This is a genomic window from Streptomyces adustus (assembly GCF_009377175.1).
Taxonomy (GTDB): domain Bacteria; phylum Actinomycetota; class Actinomycetes; order Streptomycetales; family Streptomycetaceae; genus Streptomyces; species Streptomyces adustus.
This window is the reverse complement of sequence record NZ_VJZD01000086.1, coordinates 1-17086: the sequence shown is the minus strand read 5'-3', so window position 1 is coordinate 17086 and position 17086 is coordinate 1. Positions and strand designations below refer to the sequence as shown.

Genomic DNA, 17086 nt, shown 5'->3' with positions numbered 1-17086 from the left:
GCCCGGCACGGGTTGAGCCCGGCACGGCTTGAGCCCGGCACGGCTTGAGCCCGGCACGGCTTGAGCCCGGCACGGCTTGAGCCCGGCACGAGCGAGGCCCCCGTGACCGGTGTGGTCACGGGGGCCTCGGACAGCCTGGCGCGGATCAGCCCTTGCGGGACTTGACCTCGTCGGTGAGCTGCGGGACGACGTCGAAGAGGTCGCCGACGACGCCGTAGTCGACCAGGTCGAAGATCGGGGCCTCGGGGTCCTTGTTGATGGCCACGATGGTCTTCGAGGTCTGCATACCGGCGCGGTGCTGGATCGCGCCGGAGATGCCGGAGGCGATGTACAGCTGCGGCGAGACCGACTTGCCGGTCTGGCCGACCTGGTTGGTGTGCGGGTACCAGCCCGCGTCCACCGCGGCGCGCGAGGCGCCGACGGCCGCGCCGAGCGAGTCGGCGAGGGCCTCGATGATCGCGAAGTTCTCGGCACCGTTGACGCCACGGCCGCCGGAGACCACGATCGCGGCCTCGGTCAGCTCCGGGCGCCCGGTCGACTCACGCGGGGTGCGGCCGGTGACCTTGGTGCCGGTCGCCTTCTCGGAGAAGGACACCGACAGCGCCTCGACCGCACCGGCGGCCGGGGCGGCCTCCACGGCGGCGCTGTTGGGCTTGACCGTGATGACCGGGGTGCCCTTGGAGACACGGGTCTTGGTGGTGAAGGACGCGGCGAACACCGACTGGGTGGCCACCGGGCCCTCGTCGCCGGCCTCCAGGTCGACGGCGTCGGTGATGATGCCGGAACCGATGCGCAGCGCCAGACGGGCGGCGATCTCCTTGCCCTCGGCGGAGGACGACACCAGCACGGCGGCCGGGGAGACGGCCTCGACGGCGGCCTGGAGCGCCTCCACCTTCGGTACGACGAGGTAGTCGGCGTACTCGGCGGCGTCGTGCGTGAGGACCTTCACCGCGCCGTGCTCGGCGAGCGTGGCGGCGGTGTTCTCGGCACCGGCGCCGAGCGCGACGGCGACGGGCTCGCCGATCCGACGGGCGAGCGTCAGCAGCTCGAGAGTGGGCTTGCGGACGGCACCGTCCACGTGGTCGACGTAGACGAGGACTTCAGCCATGGGATTGCTCTCCTGCGGGGATGAATTGAGGGGCGGTCAGCTGCTGCGGGGCCTTAGATGAACTTCTGGCCCGCGAGGAACTCGGCGAGCTGCTTGCCGCCCTCGCCCTCGTCCTTGACGATGGTGCCCGCGGTGCGCGCGGGGCGCGCTGCCGCGGAGTCGACGGCCGTCCAGGCACCCTCCAGGCCGACCTCGTCCGCCTCGATGTCCAGGTCGGACAGGTCCCAGGACTGAACCGGCTTCTTCTTGGCGGCCATGATGCCCTTGAAGGACGGGTAACGCGCCTCGCCCGACTGGTCGGTGACCGACACGACGGCCGGAAGGGAGGCCTCCAGCTGCTCGGAGGCGGCGTCGCCGTCACGGCGGCCCTTGACCGTGCCGTCCTCGACCGACACCTCGGACAGCAGGGTGACCTGCGGGACGCCCAGACGCTCGGCCAGCAGCGCCGGGACCACACCGGCGGTGCCGTCGGTGGATGCCATGCCGGAGATGACCAGGTCGAAGCCGGCCTTCTCGATGGCCTTGGCCAGCACCAGGGAGGTGCCGATGACGTCCGTGCCGTGCAGGTCGTCGTCCTCGACGTGGATGGCCTTGTCGGCGCCCATCGACAGCGCCTTGCGCAGCGCGTCCTTGGCGTCCTCGGGGCCCACCGTCAGGACGGTGATCTCCACGTCGTCGTCCGAGTTCTCGGAGATCTGCAGCGCCTGCTCGACCGCGTACTCGTCGAGCTCGGAGAGCAGACCGTCCACGTCGTCCCGGTCCACGGTCAGGTCATCGGCGAAGTGCCGGTCGCCAGTGGCGTCGGGCACGTACTTCACAGTGACAACGATCCTCAAGCTCACGCCGGCTCTCCTACTGCATCGTCTCTATTTCGGCTGCCTACTTGCAGGCAGCATAGGCGCCACAAGCGGCCGATCCCGGTCGGGGCGGCCCGCGCTCCGACCGAAATATTACTCGTCAGTACACCCAGTTCGTTCCCGCTAAGCAAGCGCTTTGAACTGTGACCTTCGCAACGCAGCGTAATCGGAAGTCGACGACTTCGCAGAGGCAGGGTGCTGTGATCAGTCACGCAGTGCGTTGAACCGGCCCTGGTGGTAGACGAGCGGACGCCCGGGGCCCGTGGGATCGCCGAGGGCGACCTCGGCCAGCACGATGCGATGGTCGCCCGCGGGCACCCGGGTGACGACGCGGCACACCAGCCAGGCGGAGACGTCGTCGAGCAGGGGGACGCCCTCGGGGCCCTCGCGCCAGGCGGTCGGCGCGCCGAACCGGTCGGCGCCGCTGCGCGCGAAGGTGCCGGCCAGCTCCCGCTGGTGCTCGCCGAGTATGTGCACGCCCACGTGGGTGGCCGTGGAGACGGCCGGCCAGCTGGAGGAGCCGGTACTGATCCCGAAGGAGAGCAGCGGGGGCTCGGCGGACACGGAGGTGAGGGAGGTGGCGGTGAAGCCGACCGGCCCCGCCGCACCACGGGCGGTGATCACGGCGACTCCCGCCGCGTGCCGCCGGAAGACGGAACGCAGCAGGTCGGGCGAGGCGAGGCGGGAGGCGTCGAGGTCGGGTGTGGCCGTCATGGAGTTGTCCTTCTGCGGCAGGGGCGTGGAGGTGGGGCCGTGACTGCTCAACAGTCCGGACAGCACGCGCTCGCGGTGCGGGCGAGGTCGATGTGCACCCGCCCGAAGAGAAGGAGTTCCCTAGGCATACGGTCAGGCTGACGATAGGTGCCACGCACAGTCAAGTGCGTACCGGCATGTGGGAGATGTCTCACCGTGTCCCACCGTGCGCCCCCCGCGCCGGGTGCGGGGCCGTCAGACGGCTTCCCCGAGTGCCGCGATGACGTCCGCCTTGCGCGGCTGGCCTGCGGCGCGCCGCACGATCCGCCCGTCCGCGTCCAGGACGAGCACGGTCGGGGTCTTGAGAATGCCGAGCTCGCGTACGAGTTCGAGTCGGGCCTCCGCGTCGATCTCCACGTGGGCCACGCCCGGGACCAGCGCGGCCACCTCGCCGAGGATCCGCCGGGTGGCCCGGCAGGGGGCGCAGAAGGCGCTGGAGAACTGTACGAGCGTGGCCCGTTCGCCGAGTTCCCCGCCCAACCGGTCGGCCCCGAGCCGCTGTCCGTCGCCCTGCCCGCGCACCCGCACTCTCCCCGCTCCGCCGCCGACGCGGCACTCCTCGGACACCCGCCCTCGCGGTGACCGCCCCGCGCACGACATGACGGCGCAGCACCCGCATCAGCGTTCAAGGGACCGCAAAGATTCCCGGGCCCGCGACACGCCGAGTTCGCGCGGGCGTCGGGCTCCCGGCGACCGGGGGCCGTGTTCGCGCCACCTTCCCGAATGGCACGTTCGGGTGCTGCCTGCGCGACGAGTTGTACCTGCTCACCCGGCGCGTCACGGTCCGCGCGAAGTAAAGGTGGGTTAAAAGCGCAGGTGGATCATGGGGCCGACGTGACGAGGATCTCGCCGCACCCGGGCACCAGGACTGGCTCCCCGGCCGTTATTCGGGCACGATCTGCGGGATGCCGTAAACCTACGGCTGCGTAAGTTTCCGGCTGGGAGATCCCTTCCCAGGCAGAGTAAGGAAGGGCCCACCCCGTCCATGGCTGAACTGGTCTACCGCCCCGTCGTCGGTCTCGCGCGCACGCTGTTCAAGGTGTGGGACCTCAAGATCGACTGCAAGGGGTCGGAGAACATCCCACGTTCGGGCGGCGCCGTACTGGTGAGCAATCACATCAGCTATCTGGACTTCATCTTCGACGGTCTGGCCGCTCTGCCGCAGAAACGTCTCGTTCGTTTCATGGCGAAGGAGTCCGTCTTCCGGCACAAGGTGTCCGGTCCGCTGATGCGCGGCATGAAGCACATTCCCGTGGACCGCGAGCAGGGCGACGCGGCGTACGCGCATGCCCTGGAGTCGCTGAAGTCCGGTGAGATCGTGGGGGTCTTCCCGGAGGCCACCATCTCACAGTCGTTCACGCTGAAGAGCTTCAAGTCGGGTGCCGCCCGGCTGGCCCAGGAGGCGGGCGTCCCGCTGGTCCCGATGGCCGTGTGGGGTACGCAGCGACTGTGGACCAAGGGACACCAGCGCAACTTCAAGCGCAGCCACACCCCGATCACCATCCGCGTCGGCGAGCCGGTGGAGGCCCCCCGCGACCAGTACGCGGGCGCCATCACGCGCCGGCTGCGCGGGCGCGTCCAGGAGCTGCTGGAGGCCGCGCAGCGCGCCTATCCCGTACGTCCCAAGGGCGCGGACGACACCTGGTGGATGCCGGCCCACCTCGGCGGCACGGCGCCGACCCCCGAAGAGGTGCGGGCCGCCGAGGCGCGCTGACGCCGCCGCGCGTCCGGCCGGGCGGGGCGCAACACGCCGGTGCGCGCGGCCTGCCCGGCGGGACCACCGACACCGAGCGGCCGCTGCCGCCCGCCCGTCAGCCCTCGTGCCGGATCGTGATCCGTGCGCCGGGGCTGAACTTCTCCAGCAGCTCGGCGAGTTCGGTCGCGGCCGCCTCCACCTCGGACAGCGGCATCGGGGCCATGCCCTCCAGCAGGAAGATGCCCGAGGTGGTGGTCTCGGTGAGCCGGGTACGCGGACCCTGGCGCCAGTTCCAGCGACGGCACGTCACCCCCGCCTCGTCACGCCAGACCACCTCGCCCGCGTCGGGGTGCTCGACGCTCTCCTCGCCGCCCGAGACGGTCGGGAAGTCCTCGTCACCGATGGCCCGCACCAGGCTCATGCCGCCCTGGATGCGGTCGATGTCCTCTCCCCCGACGGGGATGAGATGGGCGACGCTGACGGCGTTGTAGAGGTCGACGAACAGGTTGACGCGCGGCAGGCCCGCGTCCGTCAGCGCCCGCCTGGCCAGCGCCTCGGCCGAGTTGCGGGTACGCGAGGGCTTCGAGCCGAACACGGTGTACACCTCCCGCCAGGCCGCCATGTACGGGTCCTCGTGCGGGGCACGGCCGTCCAGCCGGGCCGCGAGCCGGCGGGCCGCGTCGTCGAGGACCGCCGCACTCGCTTCCGTGCTGGGCCCGTTGGCCAGGCCGTGCGCCTCGACGGCGACCCAGGTGAAGCCGGGCGCGAGGGCGCGCACGTCGTCGGACACGATCAGGGAGAGGGTCATCGTCTGCCTCAGAGTGCGGTGGGGAGCGTCTTCCAGAGGTGCGGCCGGTCGGTGGCTGCCTTGAGCGCGCTCAGCACGGCCGGGTGAGGTTCAGCGTACAGGACCGGATAGTCCAACTCACTGCACTCCGGATCGGCGACGAAGGCCAGCTGCTCACCGTCGAGGGAGAACCGGGCGTCCACGCCCGGCTTGTTGCCGCGCGGGTCCTGCCGGTGCCAGGAGCCGTGGAACCGCACGGCGACCAGTCCGTGCACGACATGGCCTTCACCGTCGTCGTCCGCCAGCCGCTGGTAGGCGAACCCGGTGGGGATGTCCTCGGCGCGCAGCAGCGCGGCCAGCGCATGGGCCTTGGCGTAGCAGATCCCGGTGCGCCGCTCCAGGACGTCGGAGGCGCGCCAGGTGACGCGCGGATCGCCGACGTCCTGGGAGTGCGGAACGGTGTCGCGGACGAACTCGTACGCCGCCTGCGCATAGGCATACGAGTCGGCCGCCCCCTCGGCGAGTCGGGCGGCCGTCTCCCGCACGCGCGGATGATGGTGGTCGATGACCTCGTCAGCCGCCAGGTAGGCGGACAGATCTGGGGTGTTCTGGATCAGCTCCATGAGTGCAGAGCATAGAAATGCGATCACCCGAGAGTCAATGACTTTTCAGGCGACCGCATATCTATGCACCAGTACCGGCGCTAGCGCGCCATCTCCTCCTTGAGCGCCGCGACGAACGCGTCCACGTCCTCCTCGGTCGTGTCGAACGCGCACATCCAGCGCACGTCGCCGGCCGCCTCGTCCCAGAAGTAGAAGCGGAACCGCTTCTGGAGGCGCTCGCTCACGTCGTGCGGCAGCCGGGCGAAGACACCGTTCGCCTGCACCGGATAGAGGATCTCCACCCCGTGCACGGCACGGACGCCCTCGGCGAGCCGCCTGGCCATCTCGTTGGCGTGGCGGGCGTTGCGCAGCCACAGGTCCTTGGCGAGCAGGGCTTCCAGCTGCACCGACACGAAGCGCATCTTGGAGGCGAGCTGCATGGACAGCTTGCGCAGGTGCTTCATGCTGCGGACCGCGTCCTGGTTGATGACGACGACCGCCTCGCCGAACAGGGCGCCGTTCTTCGTGCCGCCCAGGGAGAGGATGTCGACGCCGACCGCGTTGGTGAACGCGCGCATGGGCATGTCGAGCGACGCGGCCGCGTTGGCTATCCGGGAGCCGTCCAGGTGCACCTTCATGCCGTGCGCGTGGGCGTGGTCGCAGATCGCGCGGATCTCGTCCGGCGTGTAGAGGGTGCCCAGCTCGGTGCTCTGGGTGATCGATACGACCTGCGGCATCGCCCGGTGCTCGTCGTCCCAGCCGTACGCCTGCCGGTCGATCAGCTCGGGCGTGAGCTTGCCGTCCGGCGTGGGCACGGTGAGCAGCTTGAGGCCGCCCATCCGCTCCGGGGCGCCGCCCTCGTCGACGTTGATGTGGGCGCTCTCGGCGCAGATCACCGCGCCCCACCGGTCGGTGACCGCCTGGAGCGCGACGACGTTCGCGCCGGTGCCGTTGAAGACCGGGAACGCCTCCGCCGTGGGACCGAAGTGACTGCGGACGATCCGCTGGAGGTTCTCCGTGTAGTCGTCCTCGCCGTACGCGACCTGGTGACCGCCGTTGGCCAGGGCCAGGGCGGCCATCACCTCCGGGTGGGCTCCGGCGTAGTTGTCGCTGGCGAATCCGCGGATCTGCGGGTCGTGGTGGCGGCGCGCGTCGGTCTTCGGAGGGTTCACGGCTGCTTGGTGAGCCACAGACGGTTTCCGTTCACTTCTGCGGCGGGCCGGTTCCAGACGTCGACGATGGCCTCGGCCAGGTCCTTGACGTCCGTGAAGCCCGCGAACTTCGCGTTGGGTCGCTCGGCGCGCATCGCGTCGTGCACCAGCGCCTTCACCACCAGGATGGCAGCCGCGGACGTCGGCCCCGCCTCGCCGCCCGCCTTGCGGAAGTAGTCGGCCAGGGCCAGCGTCCAGGCCTCGGCGGCGGCCTTGGCGGCGGAGTAGGCGGCGTTGCCCGCGGTGGGCTTGCTCGCGCCCGCCGCGCTGATCAGCACGTACCGACCGCGCTCGCTGCGCTGGAGCGCCTCGTGGAAGGCGAGGGAGGTGTGCTGCACGGTCTTGACGAGCAGCAGCTCCAGGAAGTCCCAGTCGTCCAGGCTGGTCTTGGTGAAGGTCTCGCTGCCGCGCCAGCCGCCGACGAGGTGGACCACGCCGTCGACGCGGCCGAAGTCCTTCTCGACGTGCCGGGCCCAGTCGCGGGTCGAGTCGATGTCCAGCAGGTCGACCGTCTCTCCGACGACGGTGGCCCCGCCGTGCCCGTAGCGGGCCTCGTCCACGGCCGCCGCCAGGCGCTCGGGGTCGTTGTCGGCGCCGACGACGGTCGCGCCCGCCTCGGCGAGTCGGATCATCGCCGCACGTCCGGCGGGTCCGCCCGCGCCGGCCACCGCGATCACAGCACCGCTGAGAGCACCGTTCCCCACCATGTTCTTCGCCTCCTGAGCAGTGTTCTCGGTGCCGCGCTCGCTCACGCGGCGACCCGCTCGGCGCCGTCCGCCGTGATGCCCCGGGTCGAGGCGATCACGTTCTTCAGCTTCTTGGACAGGGCCTCATAGAACATGCTCAGCGGAAACTCGTCCGGAAGCACGTCGTCCACGAGCCGGCGCGGCGGCTGCGTCAGGTCCAGGGCGTCCGGACCCTTGGCCCACGTGGAGCCCGGGTGCGGGGAGAGATACCCGGAGACCAGCTCGTACCCGGCGAACCAGTGCACCAGCTTGGGGCGGTCGATGCCGTCCCGGTACAGCTGCTCGATGTCGGCGCACAGCTGGTTGGTGACCTGCGGGGCGCGCTGCCAGTCGATGTGCAGCTTGTTGTCGGTCCAGCGCACGACGTCGTGCTTGTGGAGGTAGGCGAACAGCAGCTGGCCGCCCAGACCGTCGTAGTTGCGCACCCGGTCGCCGGTGACCGGGAAGCGGAACATCCGGTCGAACAGCACCGCGTACTGCACGTCCCGGGCCTGCGGGACGCCGTCGGCCTCCAGCTTCACGGCCTCCTTGAAGGCGGTGAGGTCGCAGCGCAGCTCCTCCAGGCCGTACATCCAGAACGGCTGGCGCTGCTTGATCATGAACGGGTCGAAGGGCAGGTCGCCGTGGCTGTGGGTGCGGTCGTGGACCATGTCCCACAGGACGAAGGCCTCTTCGCAGCGCTTCTGGTCGTGGACCATGGCGGCGATGTCCTCGGGCAGCTCCAGGCCCAGGACGTCGACGGCGGCGTCGGTGACGCGGCGGAAGCGGGCCGCCTCGCGGTCGCAGAAGATGCCACCCCAGGTGAATCGTTCCGGCGCCTCGCGGACGGCGATGGTCTCCGGGAACAGCACGGCGGAGTTGGTGTCGTAGCCGGCCGTGAAGTCCTCGAAGGTGATCCCGCAGAACAGCGGGTTGTCGTAGCGGGTGCGCTCCAGCTCGGACAGCCAGTCCGGCCAGACCATGCGCAGGACGACGGCCTCGAGGTTGCGGTCGGGGTTGCCGTTCTGGGTGTACATCGGGAAGACGACCAGGTGCTGGAGGCCGTCCTCGCGCCGCGCGGCGGGCTGGAAGGCCAGCAGCGAGTCGAGGAAGTCCGGCACCCCGAAGCCGGCGTCGGCCCAGCGGCGCAGGTCCTTGACGAGGGCCTGGTGGTACGCGACGTCGTGCGGGAGCAGCGGCGAGAGTTCCTCGACGGCGTCGGCGACACGCCCGACGGCGAGTTCGGCGTCGGCCCTGCCGGGCGCGCCCTCGGCGTCGAAGTCGATCGAACCGTCCTTCGACTGCCATGGCCGGATCTGCTCCACGGCATCCTTGAGCACGGGCCACGCCGGGTGCTCAACCACCCTGCTCACGGGAGGAACCTGCTCCTCCGAACCCACCTGCACAAGAATTTCCGGCATTTCCGATCCTCCACGGGAGAACATCACGTAAGGAGACCGTATACATACGAGGTTCCCTCCAGCAAGTGGATCCTCAGGAAATTATTCTGCACAGTCCGCATGTCACCGCACTTTTTCCTGTGCGTCACCGGAACGGCCCACGCTTCCGCTACCCGCTCGAACAAGGTGCACACCCGACATCGGGAACCGGATCCGGCCACCGCGCGGAGCAGATCCATCGGCGACTCGCCCGCCGCGGGGGCCGTCCCGGAGCCACAGACCGGATCGGACCCGCACGCCACACCAATGCGCCGCGTACGAGCGGGTCCATCGCGCGGCCTGACCATTAGGCTGCGGCTCTGCCGCGTGGACAGTGCCGTCCGCTCCGTCCGCCTCTGCTCCGCGCGTGCGCCGAGCCGCCGTCGACGGAAGCGAGTTGAACCTTGAACTTCCTTACCATCGGTCATCGCGGGGTCATGGGTGTCGAGCCCGAGAACACCCTTCGTTCCTTCGTCGCAGCCCAGCAGGCGGGCCTCGACGTCATCGAACTCGATCTGCATCTGAGCAAGGACGGCGCCCTCGTCGTCATGCACGACGCCGAGGTGGACCGCACGACCGACGGTTGCGGCCCGATCGCCGAGATGACCCTCGCGGAACTGCGCGGCCTGGACGCGGGCCGCGGTGAGCGGATCCCGGTCTTCGAGGAGGTGCTGGACGCGGTACGCACACCGCTCCAGGCCGAGATCAAGGACGTGGCGGCGGCTCGGGCGCTGGCCGAGGTCATGACCAGGCTCGATCTGCTGGGGCGCGTGGAGGTGTCCTCGTTCCACGACGAGGCGATCACGGAGATCGCCCGGCTCGTCCCCGGCGTACGGACCGCGCTCGTCGGCAGCCGGTACGACGTCGACATCGTGCGGCGGGCCGTGGACGCCGGAGCCTCGACGGTCTGCCTCGACATCCGCCGCCTCACCCTGGAGATCGTGGAGCGGGCGCGGGAGGCGGACCTGAGGATCATCGGCTGGGTGGTGAACACCCAGGACCACCTACGGCTGGTACGCGCCCTCCAGCTGGACGGCGCGACCACCGACTACCCGGACATCAAGCGCACGGGCCGCTTCACCGCCTGACGGCGGAAGCGGCCGGGACGGGGCTAGGCCGTCAGCTCCTTGACCAGCAGCTCGAACTCCAGGTCGTCGCGCTGCGGGATGCCGAAGCGCTCGTCGCCGTACGGGAACGGGGTCATCCGGCCCGTACGGCGGTAGCCGCGGCGCTCGTACCAGGCGATGAGGTCCTCGCGCACCGAGATGACGGTCATGTGCATCTCCGCGACACCCCAGGTCTCGCGGGCCAGCCGCTCGGCCTCCGCGATGACCGTCTTGCCGAGGCCGCCGCCCTGCCGGGTGGGCCGGACCGCGAACATGCCGAAGTAGGCGTAGGCACCGCGGTGCTCGATCTGGCAGCAGGCCAGCAGCTCGCCGTCGCGCTCCGCCGCCAGCAGCCGGCTGTCGGGCGACGTGATGACCTCCAGCACGCCCTCCGGGTCGGTCCGCCGGCCTTCGAGGATGTCCGCCTCCGTGGTCCAGCCAGCCCGGCTGGCGTCCCCTCGGTACGCGGACTGCACGAGCTCGACCAACGCGTCGACGTCGGCTGCGGTGGCGTCGCGGAAGGTCGGTCCGGTGGTGGCGACGGTGTCCATGGGCGGGTTGCTCCGATCTGTGGCGCGGCTCGGCAGGGACGAGGGTAGCTCGCCGGTAGGCTCCGGCTGCATGGTGCATGTACTGAGCAGCCGGACACTCCTGCGCCCCACCGATCCGGAGGGCTCGCGCGCCTTCTACGGCGAGCGGCTGGGCCTCGCCGTCTACCGCGAGTTCGGCACCGGCCCGGAACGCGGCACCGTCTACTTCCTCGGCGGCGGCTTCCTGGAGCTCTCCGGGCGCGCGGAGACCCCGGCGTCCCCTCCCCTGCGGCTGTGGCTCCAGGTCGCGGACGTGGCCGCGGCCCACGCCGAGCTGCTGGCCCGAGGCGTCGAGATCGTACGCCCGCCGCGGACCGAGCCGTGGGGACTGGTCGAGATGTGGATCGCCGACCCGGACGGCACCCGGATCGTGCTGGTGGAGGTACCGGCCGAGCATCCGCTGCGCTACCGGCCGGGCATCTAGGCCCGGTCCGACAATTCCCGTCGTCCGCCCGCGGGGCAGGCGGGAATTGTCGGACAGGGCCTAGGGCGGGCCCGCGCGCCCGGGTCCGGCAGCGGCATGTGGCACCGAGTGCCGGATGGCCGGTGGCCGGAGGCGGGGCTAGCGTGCTGAAGGGGCCCCCATCGGAAGGAACGCCATGAAGCTCGACAAGCCGGTGCCCGGCGGGCCCTGCTGGACCGAACTGGGGACCAGTGACCTGGAGGGCGCGAAGCGGTTCTACGCGCAGGTGTTCGGCTGGCGGTCGGAGACGGATCCGCGGCCGGAGGCGGGCGGCTACACGGTCGCGCACGTGGGAGACACGGCGGTCGCCGCCCTCTCGCCCCTGTACCAGGAGTCGCAGCCCGTCGCGTGGAACGTGTCGTTCGCCGTGACGGACGCCGACGTCGCCGCGCGGCTGCTGGCGGAGGCGGGCGGACAGGTCCTGGTCGGGCCGATGGAGGTGTTCGACGCGGGCCGCTTCACGGTGGCCCTCGACCCGGGCGGCGCGGCCTTCCAGCTGTGGCAGGCAGGGGCGTTCCCCGGCGCGGGGCTGTTCAACGCGCCCGGCTCGCTCGGCTGGGTGGAGTTGCTGACCCGTTCGCCCGAGCGCGCCGAGACCTTCTACACGACGCTGTTCGGCTGGACCGTGAACGCCTCCGAGCACTACACCCAGTGGGGCGTCCACGGGGCCGACTTCGGCGGCATGATCGCGATGGACGACAAGTTCCCGCCCGAGGTGCCGCCCCACTGGCTGCCGTACTTCGCGGTGGAGGACGTGGACGCGACGGCGGCGACCGTGACGGGCGGCGACGGCAGCGTGCTCATGGCGCCCACCACCATGGGGGGAGGCCGACGGATCGCCGTGCTGCGCGATCCGCAGGGCGCGGTCTTCGGCGTCTACACGGCACCGGCCGAGGGCTGAGTCACCCGGCACCGGCCGAGGGCCGAGCGCGCCCGGCGACGCGCACCGGTGCGGCGACGCGGACGGCGACACCCGCGCCGGCCGCCGAAGCCACGACTGCACGGGCGTCCGAAGTCAGGCTGCGCGGGACGTTGAGGCCGTGCTTGCCTGGGCCGCCGAAGCTGCGGCCGCGCGGGACGCCCAGGCCGCGCCTGCCTGGACCGCCGAAGCTGCAGCTGCGCGGGGCATCCAGACCGCGCCCGCGTGGGCCGCCAAAGCTGCGACCGCGCGGGCCACCGAGGGCCACGGCTGCGAGGAGCGTGGAAGCCAGGCCTGCGCGGGCGCCGTCGAAGGTACGGCGCGCGGCGTGCGGACCGTCGAGGCCGCCGCAACGGCTGGGGGCGGAGCGGCCTCCCGCGCCCGCGGCGGCCGTACGCCAGCCGCGGCGGTGCGCGAGCGCCGCTGTACGCGGGCCGCCGTCGTACGCGGACCGCGGCAAGGTGCGGTGCCGTACGCTGCCGCGGCCGCGGCAGCGGTGTGCCGCCGACCAGTACGCCGCACTTGGTGTACCCGGTGTTTCCGCCCCCGGCCGAGCGGACCGTTGGCCGGTATCCGCGGCCAGGTCGGGGCGGCTGCGGGCGGGCCGGAGCGCGGTCGACCCGTCAGGCCCGCAGCGCGCCCATGTGGCCCTCCAGCCGGCCCAGCAACTCAGCCAAAAGCGCGGACAGTTCACCCTGGCTCGGCGGGTCTAGCACCTCCAGCACGGCAGACTCGTAGGCCAGTTGCTCGGGCAGGATCGCGTCGACGAGGTCGCGGCCGGCGTCCGTGAGGCGGACATGGGCGACGCGGCGATCGCGGGTGTCGCCGCGACGCTCCACCAGGCCGCGCTCGGTGAGCTGCTTGAGGCGTTTGGTCACCGCAGCGCCCGAGGAGAACGTCTCGCGGGCCAGCTCGCTGGGGGTCAGTTCGTGCCCCGTGCGGCGCAGCGCGCCGAGCAGGTCGAACTCGGGGCGGCTGAGACCTGCCCGGCGCAGCGGGGCGTCCTCGGCCTGTTGCAGGAGCGCGGCACAGCGGTTGACCCGGCCGATGATCTCCATGGGCCCGGTGTCGAGTTCGGGGTGCACGGCCTGCCACTGTCCCACCACGGCGGCCACCGTGTCCCCGCGCGATGCCCCGCCGGTCCCGGCCGCGCCGGCCCCTTCCGTCGGTCTTCCCTGCATCGGCGTCATGACCGTACGTCCTCCGCTCTGCCGCTCGTGCGCCGGTCCAGGAGCAGTCCCTGGCGCCGTACCGTAGCCGCGAGCGTACGGTGTCCGGTCTGCTCGGCGAGCACGACCCGCTCCATGGGCAGTGCGCGCTGCCACCACTCACCGGCGGCCGCGTCCGCGATGACCCGCAGGTCGACCAGGGCACCGGCCAGCCCCCGGCGGGCCGACTCCAGTGCGCCGGGGGCGGTCTGCGGCTCGGCCAGGAGCCGGGCGGCGCGCTCGCGGGCGAGCTCCGAGGCGGCCAGCGCCTGTTCGAGGCGGTCGCCCGAGCGCCGGTTGGTGACGGCGATCGCGGCGACGAGACCGACCACAGCGCCGATGAGGGTGTCCAGGACCCGTTCGGTGATCAGCTGTCCCGCGTCCTGGGTCCGGGCGAACTCGGTGATGAGCAGCGCCATCGGGGTGACGCAGATGCTGCCGAGCCAGTAGTTCCGGCTGATCAGCGCCTCCGCGCCGAAGTTCAGGGCGAGGCAGCACAGGACGAGCGCCGCCGGGTGGAGGTGGGCCAGCGGGACGAGCGCGGCGAAGACCAGCACCCCGACGAGGTTGCCGACGACGCGCTGGACGCCCCGGCTCCAGGTGAGGGTGAGGTTGGCCTGATAGAGGGAGGCCGCGGTGACCAGGGCCCAGTAGGGGCGGCCGACCCCGAGGGCGAGGGACGCGTATCCGGCGAGGGCGCAGCCGACGGCGGTGCGGACGGCGAGCGGGGTGAGCGGGCCGAGCCTGGTCCACAACGTCCGCTGTCCGGAGCCGAGTTCGGCTTCGACACCGAGGAGTTCGTCGGCGCTCGCGGCCGGGTCGTCGACCTGTGGCACGGGGCCGCGTCCGCGCAGGGCGCGCGCCCAGGCACGCAGCCGCTCGGGCTGCGTGTCGCCGGGAGCGGCGAGCGCGACCTCGGCGCGGACCACGAACCGTTCGAGCTCGCGCCGGGACCCGGAGCGGGTACCGGCGGCGAGCAGGGTCTGCCAGGCGGCGTGCACGGCGGCGGCCGTCGCGGCCCGGGCCCGCGCCGGACCGGCACCCGCATCCGCGACCGTCCCCGCGCCTGCGCCTGCGTTCCCGCCGCCGGTCGCGCCCGCTCGCGCCGCGCCGCCGACCGCGACGGCGTACGCGGCCGCGGCTTCGAGGGCCTGGGCGGTGGCCCGGCGCTCCGGGCCGTGCGGGCGTACGAGCCCGGGGGCCATGCCGACGATCCAGGCCCAGGCGCCCGCCGCCAGGGCCAGGGCGAGGTGGCCGGGGACCTGGCCGAGGGACTGCGGGGCGAAGAGGGAGGCGGAGGTGATGAAGGTGAGGACCACGTTGCCGGGCGGTCCGACCCGGCTCGCGTCGCACAGCACCTTCTGCACGGCGGCCAGCAGCGCGCCGACGGTGACGAGGACGACGGCGTTCGTGGTCAGCGAGGCGGCGAGCAGCGAGACGGCCAGGCCGCCGACCATGCCGAGCACCACCAGGGCCAGGACCCGGCCACGGGCCGCGTACGGACGGTTGTGGGCGTACAGCGCGCACAGGGACCCGGCCATCGTGTACATGGCCAGGTCGAGGCGGCCGAGCGCCAGCAGGGCGAGGTTGGGCGGGGCGATCGCGGCGACCGCGCTGAGGGCGGGCTTGAACCAGATGTCGGAGGGCCGGCCGAGACGCAGCACACCGGCCAGGGGGAGGCGCCGGGCGCGTGGGGTGGTGGGGGTCGCACTGCTCATACCCCTAAGGTTAGCATGTGTTTTACCTGTAAATCATTTCCGGACGCCCGGTCGGTACCTCGGGTGACCTGCCGTGCTCCGCCGAGTGCACCCCGTGTGCACCCTTACGCTCGCTTGCGCTCCGCCCGACCTGGGCATCCCTTGACCGACCGTCCAGGACCGCGGAACGGGGAGGCGCGTGTGCATGGACCGGCGTCACCCGGTTGGCTGCTGGTCGCGCTCTGCGCGGCGACCGGGGCCTACTGCCTGCTGCGGATGCGCAGCAGGGTCGAGGAGCAGCGCCGGGCCGCGGGCGGCGAGGCGCTCATGGGCTTCGGGATGGCCGCGATGGCCGTTCCGGCGGCCGTGTTCACCCCGCCGTCCTGGGCCTGGCCCGCGTACGCGGTCGTGTTCGGCGCGGCGGGGGTGCGCGCCCTGTGGGCGGCGCGGGCCGACGCCCACCATCTGCACCACCTGATGGGCACCGCGGCCATGGTGTACATGGCGGTCGTGATGGCTGCCGCCCCGGACCGCCACCACGGTCACGGCGGAACCGGACTGCCCTTGGTGACCGGGGTGTTGCTGCTCTACTTCGCGGGATACGTGCTGGTGTCCGGCGTCCGGCTGCTGCCCGCCGCGGGCGCCGGCGTGGGCGTCGCCGTGGGCGGAGGGTGGGGCGACCGGCCGGAGCTGGCGCGGGCGTGCCGGCTGTCGATGGGGATCGGCATGGTGGCGATGCTGCTGACGCTCTGAGCGCGCGGACATCCGGCGGGCGCCCCGGAGCGGACCTCGGGGCCCGGCCGGGGCCCGCGGGCGCTCACCGAGGCCCCCGGACCCCCGCACCGTACGAAATCGGCGCGGATGGCGCGAAGCCGCCAACGTCCGTGCCGCGCGCAATCGTTGCTTGCGTCACTTTGCCGAGGCGGCCCGTACCCCTGGGCCGCACGGCGCTCATAGGGTGCTCCCATGATGGTCCCCGCGGCACTGTTGCTGCTCGGCGCCCTGACCGCCGTCCTCGCCCCCCGGCTGCTCGCCCGCGCGGACTGGACGGAACGGGAACCGGTGGTCGCGCTGTGGGTGTGGCAGTGCGTGGTGGTGGCCGTACTGGTGTGCTGTGCGCTGTCGATGACCCTCAGCGCCGCGGCGGCCTGGCAGGCGGTGCGCGGCCGGGTCTTCGGGTCGGCGCCGCGCGCGGTGGTGGAGGCCTACGCGCTCGGCGCGGCGGGACCCTGGACGGCGAAGTTCGCGGCGCTGATCGCGGTGGCCCTGGCGTGCGGCGGGCTGTGGAGCGCCGCGATGCTGGTCCGTGAGGTCGCCCGGGCCCGGCTCGGGCGACGCCGTCGCCGCAGCGAACTGCTCGTACGCGCACCGCTGCTGCCCGGCGAGACCGCACCCGGCGACCGGCTCGTGGTGCTGGAGGGCGAGCGGCCGGACACCTGGTGGCTGCCGGGGTCGGCTCCCCGGCTCGTGGTCACCACCGGTGCGTTGCGCCGCCTCAAAGGGCGTCGGCTCGATGCCGTCCTCGCCCATGAGCAGGGCCACGCACAGGCCCGGCACGACTGGCTGCTGCACTGCTCGGCCGCACTGGCCAACGGGTTTCCGCAGGTACCGGTGTTCGCCGCGTTCCAGGCCGAGATGCACCGGCTGGTCGAACTGGCCGCCGACGACATGGCCTCCCGTCGCTTCGGCCGGCTGACGACCGCCCTCGCGCTGGTCGAACTCAACGAGGACCGGGGCGTGTTCGGCCCCGGCCCGGCCCCGCACGCCCACGTTCCGCAGCGCGTCGACCGCCTGCTCGCTCCCCCGCACCGGCTCACCGCCGCTCACCGCCTGCGGCTGACCGCGGCGGGCGCGCTGGTGCCGCTGGTCCCGGTCCTGGTGGCACTCGTACCGGCACTGCGGGCCCTGGGCTAGGACCTCCCCGC

General features: G+C 72.2%; 17 protein-coding genes and 1 pseudogene. 6 read left to right on the top strand and 12 right to left on the bottom strand.

The genetic code is table 11. The features are described from left to right. Positions 1–145: 145 nt before the first annotated feature. The 4 genes and pseudogenes from FNH09_RS21615 to FNH09_RS21600 form a co-directional block, all read right to left on the bottom strand. A complete protein-coding gene (locus FNH09_RS21615; protein WP_152890449.1) occupies positions 146–1108 on the bottom strand; it encodes an electron transfer flavoprotein subunit alpha/FixB family protein in 963 nt (320 codons plus the stop codon). 53 nt (positions 1109–1161) lie between these two features. Further along, positions 1162–1950, bottom strand: a complete 789-nt coding sequence (locus FNH09_RS21610; protein WP_162468893.1) for an electron transfer flavoprotein subunit beta/FixA family protein — start codon at positions 1948–1950, stop codon at positions 1162–1164. Positions 1951–2169: 219 nt separating this feature from the next. Further along, complete coding sequence (locus FNH09_RS21605) at positions 2170–2679, bottom strand: flavin reductase family protein (protein WP_152890448.1); 510 nt, start codon at positions 2677–2679, stop codon at positions 2170–2172. Positions 2680–2913: 234 nt separating this feature from the next. Next, positions 2914–3337 (bottom strand): annotated as a pseudogene (locus tag FNH09_RS21600) (TlpA family protein disulfide reductase). Positions 3338–3703: 366 nt separating this feature from the next. Between FNH09_RS21600 and FNH09_RS21595 the strand changes: the two are divergent. Then, positions 3704–4432, top strand: coding sequence for a lysophospholipid acyltransferase family protein (locus FNH09_RS21595; protein WP_152890443.1), 729 nt, complete (start codon positions 3704–3706; stop codon positions 4430–4432). Between the two features lie 97 nt (positions 4433–4529). Here FNH09_RS21595 and FNH09_RS21590 read toward each other — a convergent pair whose 3' ends face one another. The 5 genes from FNH09_RS21590 to FNH09_RS21570 form a co-directional block, all read right to left on the bottom strand. After that, entirely contained in the window at positions 4530–5222 is a 693-nt protein-coding gene (locus FNH09_RS21590; protein WP_152890441.1) for a B3/B4 domain-containing protein, read from the bottom strand. A gap of 8 nt (positions 5223–5230) precedes the next feature. Then, entirely contained in the window at positions 5231–5824 is a 594-nt protein-coding gene (locus FNH09_RS21585; RefSeq protein ID WP_152890439.1) for a transglutaminase domain-containing protein, read from the bottom strand. An 80-nt stretch (positions 5825–5904) separates the two neighbouring features. Continuing rightward, positions 5905–6975: a beta-eliminating lyase-related protein gene (locus tag FNH09_RS21580; protein WP_162468892.1), complete on the bottom strand. Its 1071-nt coding sequence runs from the start codon at positions 6973–6975 to the stop codon at positions 5905–5907. After that, the gene (locus tag FNH09_RS21575) at positions 6972–7721 is read right to left on the bottom strand and encodes an SDR family NAD(P)-dependent oxidoreductase (RefSeq protein ID WP_152890480.1); all 750 of its coding nucleotides are present in this window, start codon (positions 7719–7721) and stop codon (positions 6972–6974) included. The genes FNH09_RS21580 and FNH09_RS21575 overlap by 4 nt, the downstream gene beginning before the upstream one ends. A 41-nt stretch (positions 7722–7762) precedes the next feature. Then, positions 7763–9160, bottom strand: coding sequence for a DUF6421 family protein (locus FNH09_RS21570; protein ID WP_152890435.1), 1398 nt, complete (start codon positions 9158–9160; stop codon positions 7763–7765). Positions 9161–9582: 422 nt separating this feature from the next. Here FNH09_RS21570 and FNH09_RS21565 point away from each other — a divergent pair, with 422 nt between their 5' ends. Beyond that, positions 9583–10266 carry a glycerophosphodiester phosphodiesterase gene (locus tag FNH09_RS21565; protein ID WP_152890433.1) on the top strand — a complete coding sequence of 228 codons (684 nt, stop codon included), beginning with the start codon at positions 9583–9585 and terminating at the stop codon, positions 10264–10266. Positions 10267–10289: 23 nt separating this feature from the next. On the opposite strand, the gene FNH09_RS21560 is transcribed toward FNH09_RS21565, so the two are convergent. Continuing rightward, positions 10290–10835: a GNAT family N-acetyltransferase gene (locus FNH09_RS21560; protein WP_152890431.1), complete on the bottom strand. Its 546-nt coding sequence runs from the start codon at positions 10833–10835 to the stop codon at positions 10290–10292. Positions 10836–10905: 70 nt separating this feature from the next. Here FNH09_RS21560 and FNH09_RS21555 point away from each other — a divergent pair, with 70 nt between their 5' ends. Continuing rightward, positions 10906–11298, top strand: a complete 393-nt coding sequence (locus FNH09_RS21555) for a VOC family protein (protein WP_152890429.1) — start codon at positions 10906–10908, stop codon at positions 11296–11298. 175 nt (positions 11299–11473) lie between these two features. Further along, on the top strand, positions 11474–12238 hold the full coding sequence (locus tag FNH09_RS21550; RefSeq protein WP_152890427.1) for a VOC family protein: 765 nt from the start codon (positions 11474–11476) through the stop codon (positions 12236–12238). A gap of 641 nt (positions 12239–12879) precedes the next feature. Here FNH09_RS21550 and FNH09_RS21545 read toward each other — a convergent pair. Both FNH09_RS21545 and FNH09_RS21540 read right to left on the bottom strand, forming a co-directional pair. Then, positions 12880–13446 (bottom strand): MarR family winged helix-turn-helix transcriptional regulator, encoded by a 567-nt coding sequence (locus FNH09_RS21545; RefSeq protein ID WP_152890425.1) that lies wholly within the window; start codon positions 13444–13446, stop codon positions 12880–12882. Beyond that, positions 13443–15182 (bottom strand): FUSC family protein, encoded by a 1740-nt coding sequence (locus FNH09_RS21540; protein WP_152890422.1) that lies wholly within the window; start codon positions 15180–15182, stop codon positions 13443–13445. Before FNH09_RS21540 ends, FNH09_RS21545 begins: the two co-directional genes overlap by 4 nt. A 180-nt stretch (positions 15183–15362) precedes the next feature. On the opposite strand from FNH09_RS21540, the gene FNH09_RS21535 reads away from it, so the two are divergent. Further along, entirely contained in the window at positions 15363–15914 is a 552-nt protein-coding gene (locus FNH09_RS21535; protein WP_162468891.1) for a DUF5134 domain-containing protein, read from the top strand. 213 nt (positions 15915–16127) lie between these two features. Next, positions 16128–17075 (top strand): M56 family metallopeptidase, encoded by a 948-nt coding sequence (locus FNH09_RS21530; RefSeq protein ID WP_152890418.1) that lies wholly within the window; start codon positions 16128–16130, stop codon positions 17073–17075. Positions 17076–17086: the final 11 nt, after the last annotated feature.